The organism is Luteimonas sp. BLCC-B24 (assembly GCF_028550595.1).
In the GTDB taxonomy this organism is placed as follows: domain Bacteria; phylum Pseudomonadota; class Gammaproteobacteria; order Xanthomonadales; family Xanthomonadaceae; genus Luteimonas.
Genome location: NZ_JAQQGN010000009.1, coordinates 100,451 through 112,651 on the forward strand (window position 1 = coordinate 100,451; position 12,201 = coordinate 112,651).

At 70.7% G+C, this 12,201-nt stretch carries 19 protein-coding genes; 17 read left to right on the forward strand and 2 right to left on the reverse strand.

The features are described from left to right. Positions 1-53: 53 nt before the first annotated feature. The 10 genes from PQS31_RS15440 to PQS31_RS15485 all read left to right on the forward strand — a co-directional run bounded on the left by PQS31_RS15440 (position 54) and on the right by PQS31_RS15485 (position 7,120). Positions 54-1,283 carry an FHA domain-containing protein gene (locus tag PQS31_RS15440; protein WP_272763660.1) on the forward strand — a complete coding sequence of 410 codons (1,230 nt, stop codon included), beginning with the start codon at positions 54-56 and terminating at the stop codon, positions 1,281-1,283. Positions 1,284-1,358: 75 nt separating this feature from the next. Then, positions 1,359-1,694: a hypothetical protein gene (locus tag PQS31_RS15445; protein ID WP_272763662.1), complete on the forward strand. Its 336-nt coding sequence runs from the start codon at positions 1,359-1,361 to the stop codon at positions 1,692-1,694. 30 nt (positions 1,695-1,724) lie between these two features. Next, a complete protein-coding gene (locus tag PQS31_RS15450) occupies positions 1,725-2,135 on the forward strand; it encodes a hypothetical protein (RefSeq protein ID WP_272763664.1) in 411 nt (136 codons plus the stop codon). Between the two features lie 16 nt (positions 2,136-2,151). Continuing rightward, on the forward strand, positions 2,152-2,934 hold the full coding sequence (locus PQS31_RS15455) for an EscJ/YscJ/HrcJ family type III secretion inner membrane ring protein (RefSeq protein ID WP_272763665.1): 783 nt from the start codon (positions 2,152-2,154) through the stop codon (positions 2,932-2,934). A 7-nt stretch (positions 2,935-2,941) separates the two neighbouring features. After that, complete coding sequence (locus tag PQS31_RS15460) at positions 2,942-3,571, forward strand: hypothetical protein (protein WP_272763666.1); 630 nt, start codon at positions 2,942-2,944, stop codon at positions 3,569-3,571. 26 nt (positions 3,572-3,597) lie between these two features. Then, complete coding sequence (locus tag PQS31_RS15465) at positions 3,598-4,257, forward strand: FliH/SctL family protein (protein ID WP_272763667.1); 660 nt, start codon at positions 3,598-3,600, stop codon at positions 4,255-4,257. After that, on the forward strand, positions 4,254-5,618 hold the full coding sequence (locus PQS31_RS15470; protein ID WP_272763668.1) for a FliI/YscN family ATPase: 1,365 nt from the start codon (positions 4,254-4,256) through the stop codon (positions 5,616-5,618). Before PQS31_RS15465 ends, PQS31_RS15470 begins: the two co-directional genes overlap by 4 nt. Further along, positions 5,615-6,097 carry a hypothetical protein gene (locus PQS31_RS15475; protein WP_272763669.1) on the forward strand — a complete coding sequence of 161 codons (483 nt, stop codon included), beginning with the start codon at positions 5,615-5,617 and terminating at the stop codon, positions 6,095-6,097. Before PQS31_RS15470 ends, PQS31_RS15475 begins: the two co-directional genes overlap by 4 nt. Positions 6,098-6,111: 14 nt before the next feature. Beyond that, a complete protein-coding gene (locus PQS31_RS15480; protein ID WP_272763670.1) occupies positions 6,112-6,837 on the forward strand; it encodes a hypothetical protein in 726 nt (241 codons plus the stop codon). Next, positions 6,830-7,120: a hypothetical protein gene (locus PQS31_RS15485; RefSeq protein WP_272763671.1), complete on the forward strand. Its 291-nt coding sequence runs from the start codon at positions 6,830-6,832 to the stop codon at positions 7,118-7,120. The genes PQS31_RS15480 and PQS31_RS15485 overlap by 8 nt, the downstream gene beginning before the upstream one ends. An 8-nt stretch (positions 7,121-7,128) precedes the next feature. On the opposite strand, the gene PQS31_RS15490 is transcribed toward PQS31_RS15485, so the two are convergent. Continuing rightward, complete coding sequence (locus PQS31_RS15490) at positions 7,129-7,785, reverse strand: GNAT family N-acetyltransferase (protein WP_272763672.1); 657 nt, start codon at positions 7,783-7,785, stop codon at positions 7,129-7,131. Between the two features lie 186 nt (positions 7,786-7,971). Between PQS31_RS15490 and PQS31_RS15495 the strand changes: the two genes are divergently transcribed. From PQS31_RS15495 to PQS31_RS15525, 7 genes are all read left to right on the forward strand, one after another. Continuing rightward, positions 7,972-8,199, forward strand: a complete 228-nt coding sequence (locus PQS31_RS15495; protein WP_272763674.1) for a hypothetical protein — start codon at positions 7,972-7,974, stop codon at positions 8,197-8,199. A 3-nt stretch (positions 8,200-8,202) separates the two neighbouring features. Continuing rightward, positions 8,203-8,511 (forward strand): hypothetical protein, encoded by a 309-nt coding sequence (locus PQS31_RS15500; protein WP_096210089.1) that lies wholly within the window; start codon positions 8,203-8,205, stop codon positions 8,509-8,511. A 141-nt stretch (positions 8,512-8,652) separates the two neighbouring features. Then, positions 8,653-9,132: a hypothetical protein gene (locus tag PQS31_RS15505; RefSeq protein WP_272763676.1), complete on the forward strand. Its 480-nt coding sequence runs from the start codon at positions 8,653-8,655 to the stop codon at positions 9,130-9,132. A 144-nt stretch (positions 9,133-9,276) separates the two neighbouring features. Next, positions 9,277-9,600, forward strand: coding sequence for a hypothetical protein (locus PQS31_RS15510; RefSeq protein WP_272763677.1), 324 nt, complete (start codon positions 9,277-9,279; stop codon positions 9,598-9,600). A 107-nt stretch (positions 9,601-9,707) separates the two neighbouring features. Continuing rightward, positions 9,708-10,061 carry a hypothetical protein gene (locus tag PQS31_RS15515; RefSeq protein ID WP_272763678.1) on the forward strand — a complete coding sequence of 118 codons (354 nt, stop codon included), beginning with the start codon at positions 9,708-9,710 and terminating at the stop codon, positions 10,059-10,061. Position 10,062: 1 nt separating this feature from the next. Then, positions 10,063-10,731 (forward strand): hypothetical protein, encoded by a 669-nt coding sequence (locus PQS31_RS15520; RefSeq protein WP_272763679.1) that lies wholly within the window; start codon positions 10,063-10,065, stop codon positions 10,729-10,731. A gap of 22 nt (positions 10,732-10,753) precedes the next feature. Next, positions 10,754-11,446, forward strand: coding sequence for a DUF6683 family protein (locus PQS31_RS15525; protein ID WP_272763680.1), 693 nt, complete (start codon positions 10,754-10,756; stop codon positions 11,444-11,446). A 35-nt stretch (positions 11,447-11,481) separates the two neighbouring features. Here PQS31_RS15525 and PQS31_RS15530 read toward each other — a convergent pair whose 3' ends face one another. Further along, positions 11,482-12,066, reverse strand: a complete 585-nt coding sequence (locus PQS31_RS15530) for a hypothetical protein (protein ID WP_272763682.1) — start codon at positions 12,064-12,066, stop codon at positions 11,482-11,484. Positions 12,067-12,201 lie beyond the last annotated feature (135 nt).

Consider the following 12,201-nt stretch of genomic DNA (forward strand, 5'->3'; position numbering starts at 1 on the left):
GTGATCGCGGAGTCCGCGTTCCACGCCGCCGCGCAGGCCGGAAGGAGGCAAGCATGACGCAACTCAACGACACGCCCGACGCACGCGACGTGCTGCGCATCGTCGACGGCCTGCACGCGGGTGCCAATCGCGTCCTTGCGCGCGACGAGATGATTCTCGTCGGCAGCGGCGACGACTGCGACATCGTGCTCGCCGACGACGGCGTGGCCAACCACCACGCGCTGGTCACCCTGGTCGGTGGCCGCTACATGGTGCGCGCGCTGGATGCACCGGTGCATGTCGGTGGCACGCAGGTCGATCCCGGCGATCCGGTCGAGCTGTCGGCGGTGCAGCCCGTGCGTATCGGCGAGGCCTCGATCGCTTTCGGCGCGGAGGACGATCCGGCCTGGGACACCTTCGTCACCGTGTTCGCGCCCGACGACGAACGCGAGCCGGTGCGCCCGGCCATCGTGCGGCGCCTGCCGTTGATCGCCGGCGTTGCGATGCTGTCGCTGGCGTCACTGGCGATCTTCGCAGCGGTGTTGCCGGCGTCCGAGCAGGCGGCCGATCCGCGCGAGCGCCTCGGCGCGCTGATGACCGAGCACCGCGTCGCGAACGTCGAGATCGTCGACGGCGTGGACGGGCGACCGACGGTCACTGGCGCCGTCGACAGCCGCGCGGCGCTGGAACGGCTCCAGGCCCAGCTCGCGGCCGAGAAGATCGACGCGCAGTTGCAATTGCGCACCGGCGAGCACATCGCCAGCGACGTCGCGGAGATGTTCCGCGGACACGGCATTCCGGTGCAGGCGCGCTACGTCGGCAACGGTGACGTCGAGGTCGTCGGTGAATTCGCCGACGGCGCCGACATCGAGCGTCTGGTGCGTTCGCGCGCCGTGGCCGACATCCGCGGCGTCACGCGCATTCTGCCGCGCACGCCGCAGGGCGGGGCCCCGCGCGCCGAAGCGGAGCGCGCGGCGCCGGCGCCCGCGCACATCGTGTCGATCGTGCGCGGCAACGATCCGCACCTGGTCGATTCCGAGGGGCGGCGCTTCGTTCCCGGTGACACGGTTCCCGGCAAGGGGCAGCTGATTTCGATCGGCGAGTTCGCGCACGTGCTGTCCGCGGGCGGTGACCTGGTGAAGGTCGTCCCCGGGCCGGCGCCGTCGCCGACCGACACGGAGGCGAGCGCCGAAGTCACAGGCGATGCCGCGGCCGCCGATCCGCGCTTCGCGGCCGTGGTCGCGAACGTCCGTGCGCCCGGTGCCCCGTCCACGTCGCCGGCTGCCGCATCGCCCCGGCAGTAGCGAGCACACGCGGTATCGCGTCGCGCGTTCACCTGGTTTTACCCGTTGTTCTTTCCATCCGACAGGAGCAAGCACATGACCACCATTTCGCCTGATGCCATCGGCACCTTCATCGGCCGCGCGTCCATGCACGGCGACCAGGCCGTCACCCGCGGCAATCGCGCCGGCGGCGCCTCCGGTGGCTCCGACAGCTGGTACGCGGCGATGTCGCGCGCCTGGGGCCAGACGCTCGACGCGCAGGCCACGCGCATCACCAACCTCTCCGATGTCATCGGCAGTGGCGGCGATCAGCCGTCGAACGTGGTCGCGCTCACGGCCGAGAGCCTGAAGATGCAGTTCCTCTCGAACAACGCGTCGACCTCGCAGAACAGCGTCGGCCAGGCCCTCGAGACCCTCGGCCGCAAGCAGTAAGCGGCCTTCGAAGACAGCAAGGAGATCATCATGGTCGACGCGATCCAGGCCGTCGGTATCGAACCCGCGGCGCAGGGGGCGCCCGCCGCCGGCGGACAGCCCGTTGCGGCCGCCTACGAGGTGCGCGACTTCGCGCAGGCGATGGACCGCGCCGGCGCGCCGTCCGCCAACGCGCCGCAGGATGTCGCCAACGTGGCGCCGTCCCAACCCTCGGAAGGCATGCGCATGCTGATGTCGGCGGTCGACAACCTCAACGGTGGTGCGCAGAGCATCAACGATCTCGCCAAGACGATGACCCAGAACACCGGCGATCTCACGCCGGCCCAGGTGATCGAAATGACGATGAAGTCGCACCACTTCCTGTTCCAGTGCGAAATGACGTCCAACGTGGCCAACCGCACGTCGGACGGCATCCAGCAGCTGTTCCGGCAGCAGTCCTGACATCGAGGTGAGCGGTATGGGCAAGGGCAACCGTGGACGATGGGTGCGCGCGCTGTGCGTGCTGCTGGCATGCTGGGTGCTCGCGGCCTGCAGCGGCAGTGCGCTCTACAGTGCGATGGACGAGCGCCAGGCCAACGAGGTCATGGGCGCGCTGCTCGGCTCCGGCATCCAGGCCAAGAAGAAACCCTCCGCCACCAAGGTGGGCTGGGACGTCGTCGTCGCCGACAGCGACATCCCGCAGGCGATGGCCGTGCTCAGCGCGCGCGGCCTGCCGCGCGAGCGGTTCCAGACGCTCGGCGACATCTTCAAGAAGGAAGGCTTCGCCTCGTCGGCCACCGATGAGCGCGCGCGCTACATCCACGGGCTGCAGCAGGAGATCGCCCACACCCTGACGATGCTGCCCGGCGTCGCCAATGCGCGCGTGCACATCGCCCTGCCCGAGCGCGATCCGCTGGGCGGATCGACCGGCAAGACGTCGGCCGCGGTGTGGGTGTTCGAACAGCCGGGCGCCAGCGTTCGCGACCGCGAGGCCGACATCAAGATCGTGGTCAAGGACGGCGTCGAGGGGCTGACCGACATCAACCAGGTGTCGGTGAAATTCGTCGCCATGCCGGCGCCGCCCGAGGCCGGACAGAGTGGTGGCGCGTCGATGGCCCTGTCGGCGATGAGCCCGATGGCGATCGGCATCGCGGCCCTGATTGTCGTCGGCATCGGATTGCTGCTGGCCTTCGGTAGCCGCTTGCGCACACGCACTGTGCCGGTCAGCGAGGCGCCGGCGCCGAAACGCTGGCAGGGCTGAGGCACCGATGAGCCTGCAGAGGCTGCTGGCCGAGGTGGATCCCGCCTGGTACGGCGGGCATGCCGACGCGCCCGATGCGACGCTGCGCGCACGTGCCGCCGGCAGCGCGCTCGGTCGCCGCCTGCTCGCGCGTACGCTCGCCACCGGCCCGGCGTCGCGTCTGCTCGCACCGTCGCCGGACCCGGCCGCCACGCGTGCGCTGATGCGGCGCTGGAACCGGCGGCGCCTCGATGCCCTGCACCGCGATCTCGGCACGCTGGCCTATGCGCCGGCGATCCGGGCCGAGATCGGGCGTGAACCGGTGCGCCGGTTGAAGGCCGCGCTCGGCAACGGCTATCTGCTGGCCCTGGATCGCAGTGTTTGGGACGGCAAGGTGGACAGCGCCGTGCAGACACGACTCGCAGCGAACCTGACCGATGCGTTGCACCGGTCGGGCGAGCTGGAGGCCGCGCTGGGCCCCGTGCTCGATCTGCAGGGGCGCGCCGAACTGCAGACCTGGGCCGGCCAGCGGGATCCCGTACTCGCCGAATGGGCACGGCTGCTCGATCCGCCCGCGGCACTGCCACCGGCGCATCTGCCGGAGAAGCCGGTGCTCGTCGTCCACACCCATCACCAGTCCCGCGCTGTCGCTGCCTGAGCGTCGGGCCGAAACCGGAAACGCGCATGTCGACCGTGTCCTCTCCCGTATCGCGCAGCACAGGCGCCGCGACCGTGTTCGAAACCCGCCGGTTCCAGCGCGCGGTCTCGGCGCGCATCGTGCGCGCGGAGGAATGGCAGGCGTTGTCGGAGATCGATGCGCTGCTCGCCCGCGTCAACGCGCTCTACGAGTCGGCGGGCGCCGAGGTGCAGGCGGCGCGCGAACAGGGCTATGCCGACGGGTTCGCCGAGGGCCTCGATCGGGTCAAGCAGCAGATGACCGAGCAGCTGGCATCGCTCAACGAACGCCGCGCGCGCGTGCTCGGTGACGCCGTCGGGCGGATCGGCGATCTGGCCTGCGCGATCGTCGCGCGCATCGCACCCCAGTTCGATCCGTCGCAGGTGGTGCCTCCGCTGGTCATGCGTGCGGTCGAGTCCGCGCAGGCGGAGCAGTTCTTGATGATCCGCGTGCACCCCACCGCGCGCGACAGCGTCGAGCAGGGTCTGGGCGCGGTGCGCCAGGCGCACCCGGGCGTGGGCGTGATCGAGCTGGTCGACGACGAAAGCCTCGATCCGCTGAGCTGCATCGTGGTGTCGGAAGCCGGTGAGGTGCGCGCGGGCGTCAGCCAGCAGATCGAGGCGATTCGCGCCGCACTGGCCCAGGCGAGCACGGCGGGTCCGGCGTGAATCCGTCACTCGCGACGTCGCCGCTGGACGCCGTGCGCGTGGACGCTGCGGCCGATCCGCTGCTGCACGCGCTCGGGCAGGTACAGGCGATCGAGCGTGTCGGACGCGTCAGCGAAGCCTACGGCACGCTGATCAAGGCGACCGGCCTGCGCGCGGCCATCGGCGAGCTCTGTCACCTGCGCAATCCGGGTGACACCGGTCCCGACCGCTTCGAGCTGGCGGCCGAGGTCGTCGGCGTCGCCCGCCAGCACACGCTGCTCACGCCGCTCGGTCCGCTCGACGGCATCGCCGCGACCACCGAGGTATACGCCACCGGCAAGCAGGCGTCGATCGCGGTCGGCGACGGCGTGCTCGGCCGCATCCTCGATGCCCACGGCGCGCCCATCGACAACCGGGGCCCGCTGGGCCAGACGGTGGACGCGCCGATCTATGCCGCATCGCCCAATCCGCTCGAGCGCACCCTGATCGAACGCCCGTTCGCGACCGGCGTGCGCGCGATCGACACCGTGATCACCGCCGGTGAAGGCCAGCGCATCGGCATCTTCGCCGTCGCCGGCGGTGGCAAGAGCACGCTGCTGGGCATGCTGGCGCGCGGCGGCGACGCCGACGTCAACGTGATCGTGCTCGTCGGCGAGCGCGGGCGCGAGGTCAACGAATTCATCCACGACAATCTGGGCGCCGACGGTCTGGCGAAGTCGGTGATCGTGGTCGCCACCTCGGACCGGCCCGCGCTCGAGCGCAGCCGCGCGGCGTGGGTGGGCACCGCGATCGCCGAGCACTTCCGCGACCGCGGCAAGCGCGTGCTGCTGCTGGTCGATTCGGTCACCCGGTTCGCGCGTGCACTGCGCGATGTCGGCCTGGCGATCGGCGAGCCGCCGGCGCGCCGCGGCTTTCCGCCCTCGGTGTTCAGTGCCTTGCCGCGGCTGTTCGAGCGTGCGGGCAACAATGCCCACGGCTCGATCACCGCGTTCTACACCGTGCTCGCCGAGGACGAGGACGGCGGTGATCCGATCGTCGAGGAAGTGCGCTCCATCCTCGACGGTCACATCGTGCTGTCACGCAAGCTCGCGGCTGCGTACCACTATCCGGCGATCGACGTGCTCACCAGCCTCAGCCGCACGATGCCGCGCGTGGTGGACAAGCCGCATCTGCTGGCCGCCGGCCAGCTGCGCAAATATCTGGCCAAGTACCAGGACATCGAGCTGCTGCTGCAGCTGGGCGAATACAAGCGCGGCACCGATCCCGAAGCCGACATCGCGATCGAGAAGATCGCGCCGATCCGGGCCCTGCTGCAGCAGGGCGAGCACGATCTGGTGCCGTTCGACACGTCGTCGCAGGCGCTGCGGAGCCTGTTCAAATGAAGCGCTATCCGCTGCAGACCCTGCTGCAACTGCGTGCCCACCGCACCACGGCGGCGCACCAGGTGGTGCTGGAGCGGCAGCGTGGCGTGGCGCAGTGCCGCGACGCCTGTACGCGGATCGAAGGCGAGATCACCGGGCTGGAGACCGAGCGCGTCGCCCATCGTGCGCGCTTGCTCGATGCGCCGCCGCCCGGTGTCGCCTGGCCCGGTGCAATGGCGCAGCGCGAAGCCCATATCGACCTGCTGGGCGAGCGGATCGTCGCCGCACGGCAGCGCCTGGCGACGGCCGAAGACGCGCTGCGCCAGGCCGAGGCCGCACTGGACGAGGCGCGTACGGCGTTCTTCCGGGCCAAGGCGCGCGAGGATGCGCTGGAGAAACGGCGTGAGCTCTGGCGCGACGAGCAACGCGGCCTGCAGGCCCGTCGGGAGGAGGCGCTCAACGACGACCTGCTCCAGGCGCGGCACACGGCCCGACATTGAGACGAGGACTTCCCATGACCGTACAGCGCAGCAGTGAGCCTTCGGTGCGCCCGCCCGAGCAGTCGGCGCGGAACCGTCAGGTCGATCGCCAGGCCAGAGGCGACGTCCGCGAGACCCCCGCACGCGAGTCCGTCGACCGGTTCCGCTCGCTGATGCAGCAGACGCGCAGCGAGCCCGGCGGGCCGCAGCATCCGGGCAGCGAAGGCGGTGCCGATGCGCTGTCGGCCGCAGGCGAGTCCGACGAGTCGCTGCTGGCCGATCGCGCCGGCCAGCACGAGGCGCTCAAATCGCGGCAGTCGGTGGACGACGTCGTCGACGCACGCACGTTCCGCCAGCAGCACGAACCTGGGACGTCGTCGTCGCACCTGCCCTCCGCCGAATCGGCAGCGATGCTGCAGGCGCAGATGGCCCTGCGCGACGGCCACCACGTGCCGGCGCCGGCCGCGCCGCCGGGGGATCCGGGCCAGTTGATGGAGATGATGGAACGGCACGTCCGCCAGCTGGCGGTCCACGATGCGCACCACGCCGGCGACGGTCAGGTGCTGCTGCGGATGCACGACGCGACCCTGCCGGGCACGGATCTGCTGCTCAGCCGCGACGGCGACGGCTGGGTGCTGCGCGCCGACAGCCGCTCGCGCGACAGTTTCGACGCCATCCGCGAGGCGGGCCCGCAGCTGACGAAGCGTTTCGCCGAACGCAACCTCGGCACGCTGACGATCGATCCGCACTTCCATGGTTGAGGGCCGGCGCGAGGCAGGCGCCGCACCCGGCCGCCCCGGCACGACCGCCCCTGCACGGCCGGCGCGCACGTCGCGGCTCGGGCTGACCAACCGCTGCCTGGAAGCCGGCCTGTACGCACTGATCGCCGGGCTGGTGTGTGCGGCGCTGCTGCTCACCCGGTCCGCCGGCGATGCGGCCTTGCCCTGGCTCGGCTGGACCGCGACGGCCGGCGTTCTCGGCGGCACGGTGCTGTACGGGATCGGCCGGATCATCCAGCTCGTCGATCGGCCGTCACGCGCCTGAGGCCCGTCTCAGTCCTCGAGCCGGGCGTCGTCGAGGGGTCGCGATGCCCGGCGCGGCCGTGGGCCGAGTCCGCGCCAGGCCGGCTGCTGCAGACGGAAGCGGCGCGCGGCATTGCCGAACTGCGTGCCGCCTTCCGTCTCCTCGAAGCCCAGACGCAGCAGCAGCGGCGGCACCGACCGGTTGTGTGGAGCGCACTGGGCGATCAGGGCGGGCAGGCCGAGGGACGAGAACGCATGGGCGCACAGCGCGGCCCCGCCCTCGATCGCATAGCCGCGGCCCCAGGCGGACGGCAGCAGGCGTACACCGATGGCGATGTCGCCATCGACGCCGCTGGGCGTCAGCGAGAACAGTCCCAGAAACCGGCCGTTCCGGTCGCTGGTGTGCCACAGGCCGAGGCCCGGGCGTTCGCGATAGAGCGTGTTGGCCCAGACCACCAGACCCATCGCGTCTTCGAGACTCGACACCGGATCGTCGAGCAGCATGCGGGTCACGCGCTCCTCGCGGCCCAGGTGCAGCAGATCGAACGTGTGGCGGAACCCGAACCGGCACAGGCGCATGCGGCGCGTCTGCAGCTCGACGACGTCGGGATAGTCACGGCCACCGCGCGGCAGATCACGCGCGTCGATCCGGGGGACGGCAGGTGCCGGTGGCGAGGACGGGTGCATGGCGGTCCTTATCGCGCGATCCGCGACGCCTGTCGCTAGGGACGGCCCTAGATGGGGTACGACCTAGCTGTCCAGGCGTCGTGATCGTCGCAGACTCTGCCTGCAGCCGCGAAACGGGCCGCGACACACCCCGCCGCGCACGATGTCTTGCTTGATCCTTCCTTCAAACGACACAGGAGCTCCATCATGTCCAGCGACGTCTTTTCCGGCATCGGCAACCTGGTCGGCACCGCCCTCGGCGGCCCGCTCGGCAGCCTCATCGGCAACTTCATCGGCGACCTCGTGGGTCAGCTCTTCAATTCGGCGATGGACGGCATGTTCCAGTCGCTGGGCCTGCCGCAGTCCGCACAGGATGCGGTGAGCGAGGGCTTCAAGGGCGGCTTCAATTTCAACTTCAACATCGGCGGCCGCTGATCCATGCAGTACGACACGCAGGCGCAGCGCCAGGCGTGGATCGAAGGCCTGGCGCAGCTGCGCGAGCAGGGCGCGATCGATGCCGACGACGAGAACACCTTGATCCGGCACATGGACGAGCGGCTCGATGCCGTGCAGCAGGAGCTCAAGGCGCTCGTGCCCGAGTACGAACAGCGCGTGGCCGAGGACGGCCGGGAGGTCGCGGATGCCTGGATCGGCACCCGGGCGCGGGAGATGGGGGAGCGCGAAGGTGCAGATGCGCGGCGCATGGTGGATTCGCTGACTGCGGTCCGCAACGCGCCAGCGATGTGAGGCCGGACACGCGGCGCAGGGTGAGTCCGTGCGCCGCGTGTCGAGGTCGTTCCGACGGACGGCTGCACACGCACGTAACGCGAGCCTGTCCGATCATGCGAGGGTGCCCGATCGGGTCGCCGTCGAATCCAGGAGTTGTCCATGTCCGCCCAACACGATGCGCCTTCCACACCCGACGAGATGCGCGCCGCCCTGCTGCGGCGTTTCGAAGCGATCCTCGGGGAGCAACGCGGCCTGGATGCCGGCGACCGCGACAGCATGATGGCCCGGCTGCATGAAGCGCTCGACGATCCGCGCACCCTGGACACGCCGGTCGATCCGTCCCGGCTGCAGGCCAGCGTGTCGGAGACCATCGGCCTGCTGCAGCAGCATGGCCTGATGGATCAGGCCGGCGGCCAGTCGGCCAGCAGCGCGTTCGAACGCACGTTCGCCGTGCTGCAGAACGATTCGGTCAAGAAAGCGATGGAATTCGCACGCATCTCGCGCGAGCGGGGTGAGAGCGAAGCGCGCGAATGGTTGAGCCAGCAGGCCGGTGCAGCGAGCGAACCCGCGGCACCCGGGCCGGATGCGATGCCGGCGCACGTGGCCGCAGCGCTCAAGGGGCAGCCGGTCGGGCGCTGAACGCGCCGACTAGGGGTACGCCCTAGTTGTGGCACCTCGCGCATCGCAGGAGGATCGAGTCCAGAGAGTTCCAGGCCGCACACAGGATGCGACCGCATGACGAATCCGCTTTCGATGTTTGCCATTCAACTGAGGAGATAGACCATGTCGGTGGATTTCAATTTCAATTTCTCATCGGACCTCGCCAGCGCGGGTATCCGCGGCCTGGGCGAATCGGGCGGCGGCGAGGGTGAAAGCTGGCTCGTGGCCCTTGCCAAGGCCATGGGCATGATGCTCGGCGACATTGCCGAGAAGATGCAGTCGGCGGTCGATACGATGGAAGGTGCGGGCAAGCAGTCCAAGGAATTCATGACCGCGCAGACCGAGTTCCAGGCGCAGTCGCAGCTCTTCAGCATGCTGTCGAACACCGTCGCCACGGCGATCAAGTCGATCGGCGAAGGTCTCACCGCCAACGCGCGCAAGACCTGATCATCGGATCGTGCGGAAAAACGGCCCTGCGGGGCCGTTTTTTTTGCCGGGTTCATCGCAGAGCGGGAACTATGGCGATCGGCCATCAGGAAGAGGAGACGAGGCAGATGCGCGGACTCAACGTATGGGCGGTATGTGCGGTGCTGGTGCTGGTATCGGTCGCGTTGCCGCGCGGCGCTGTCGCGCAATGGGACGCCGGCGCCTCGCAACAACTCGGCATGGGCCACGGGTTCACCGCGTTGTCGCAGTCGACCATGCGCAACACGATGCAGACCGAAGAAGACGTCGAAGCGGACGCGGACGCCCGCGCCGCCGAGGCGGCGGACACGCCGGCACGCGGCGCTCGACTTGATGCACTCGCGCGCGAGTACGCCGAGCGCCGCACGCGCAACGGACGCGTCCAGGCCGATGCCTGGGCGTTCGAGCGGGGTCGTCGTGATGCACAAGCGGGATCGGACTGAGATGCGCGCTTCGCTGTGGCTCCTGTTGCTGGTCGTGGTGGCCGCGCCGGGATGTTCGCGCGGCGCCGGGTCGTCCGAGGCCGAGACATCGCCGGCCACCGACCCGGCCCTGGCGGCCGACTTCATGCGCGCCTACACCGCCGGTTACGAAAGCCTCGAGCGGTCCGGGGCGCAGGCACGCACCGCATCGCGCCTGCAGGGTGTGGACCGGGACTTCGCGCTGGGCCATACGGAGCTGCTGCGCACGCCGTTGCACGACGTCCCGGGATTCCTGGCGTCCGGGCAAGCGGATGCGCTCGTCCGCGAGCGCTATGCGGCGTTCGGGCTCGAACCCGATGCACTGGCATCGGCCAATGTCGTGCTGTTCGTGAGCGGCTGGGAAGCGGTGAACGGTGAGGCCGCGTCCGCACGACGGGCCCAGGGCTTGCGCCGGCAGATGGCCGCCCAGGCCCCGGGCGTTGCGACGGCCCGCAGCGACACGGCCCGAGAGCGACGCATTCTGGAGCTGGTCGCCGCCGCGATCACGCACGAGGCCCGGCGCCTCGAGGCCGAAGGCGATGCCACGGCCCTGGCCCGGTTCCGCGCCGGGATTCGTGAGGATTTCCAGCGCCAGTCGGGCAACGATCTGGCCCGTTTCGATCTCGGCGAAGACGGCTTCGTCGCGCGCTGATTCGCAGCCCAAGGAGACTGCCATGCTGTCCATCCCCTCTGCCGTGCGTGATCGTCTGGTCGCGCTATTGATGTGCCTGCTGCTGGCCGGCGTGGCGCCGGTGCACGCACAGTCGGGCGACGCCGGCGTGGCACGCGCGCTGCAGCAGGCGGTCGCGCGACCGGCGCCGAGCGACGTGGCGCCGGCGGCGCGCGCGGCGCTGGCGTTCACCCGTGATCCCGCGGTCAGCGCGCGCGTCCAGCAGGACACGATCCGCGCGTTCGGGCGGACGCAGGCCCAGATCGCCGATCTCGACAAAGTGATCGGCTCGGGCGAGATGATGCGCGAGTTCGACGCCATCCTGAGGCGCTACGGCTACGACCCCCACAATCTCGGCGACGTGCTGGCAGCGCATCTGCTGATTTCGTGGGAGGTGGCCAACGACCGCGACTCGCGCGCGTCGCCGGAGGGGCAACGCGCGGTGCGTCGGCAGTTGATCGGGCCGCTGGCCGCCGTTCCGGAACTCGCGGCCATGAGCGACGCGGCCAAGCAGGCCCAGGCCGAACGCACGGCCTATCTGACGATGGTCTCGGCCCTGTCCTATCAGAGCCTCAAACGTCAGGGCGACCGGCAGGCGCTGGCCGCACTTGCGTCGGGCGTGCAGCGCAGTCTTCAGGTGCATGGCGTGGACCTGCAGCGGTTGACGCTCGGAGAGGGCGGGCTGGTCGCGCGCTGAGCCGCCTCCGCCGCCGCCGCGCGGGCAACGCGCCTTTAGTCCTCCGACATCGGGCCGCGCCGCGCCGGGCGGGTCAGGGCGCGTGCGAACCACCACGCGCCTGCCGCGGCCGCGAGCCCCACCAGGGCGAGCTCACCGCTCCAGCGGCGCAACGTCGGCGCGACGATCGGGTCGCCGCTGGCGAGCAGGAACGTCGCGAGCACGGCCGCCAGGCAGCCGTAGGCCACCAGAGCGAGTGTCCAGAACACCCACTGCATGGCGCGCGCGATCTCGCGCGGCGTGTCGTCGTACGGCCGCACCAGCAGGGGCTGGCCTTGGCGAAGCGCCAGCAACCAGGCCCCGATCGCCTCGGGGCCGATGCGCAGGCGCTGTCGCCGACGCAGGCCGGGGCCCTCGGCGGTGTAGACGCCGGTGGCGATGAGTTCCGCCCGCGAGGGGCCGCCCAGGTCACCGGCGACCGGCGCCGTCGCCTGCGGATTGCCGGCGGGCGCGACCGCATTGGCGACCGCGGTGCCGGCCGGGGCCTGAAGCGCAGCGACGGCCAGTGGCACCGCCGCCAGGCCGGGTCCGGCCGGCGTCGCCTGCGCCAGCGCCTGCGTGGCGGGCGCCGGCGGGGCCACGGCCCGATCCATCGCCGGTGGGGGCGCGGCGGTGACGGCCTCGCCGCGGCCGGCCTGCAGCCCCGGCCCGGCAGGAACCGGCGACGTGGTAGCGACCGGCGCGGCCGGGGTGGAGGCCGCCGCGGCGGTCGTCGC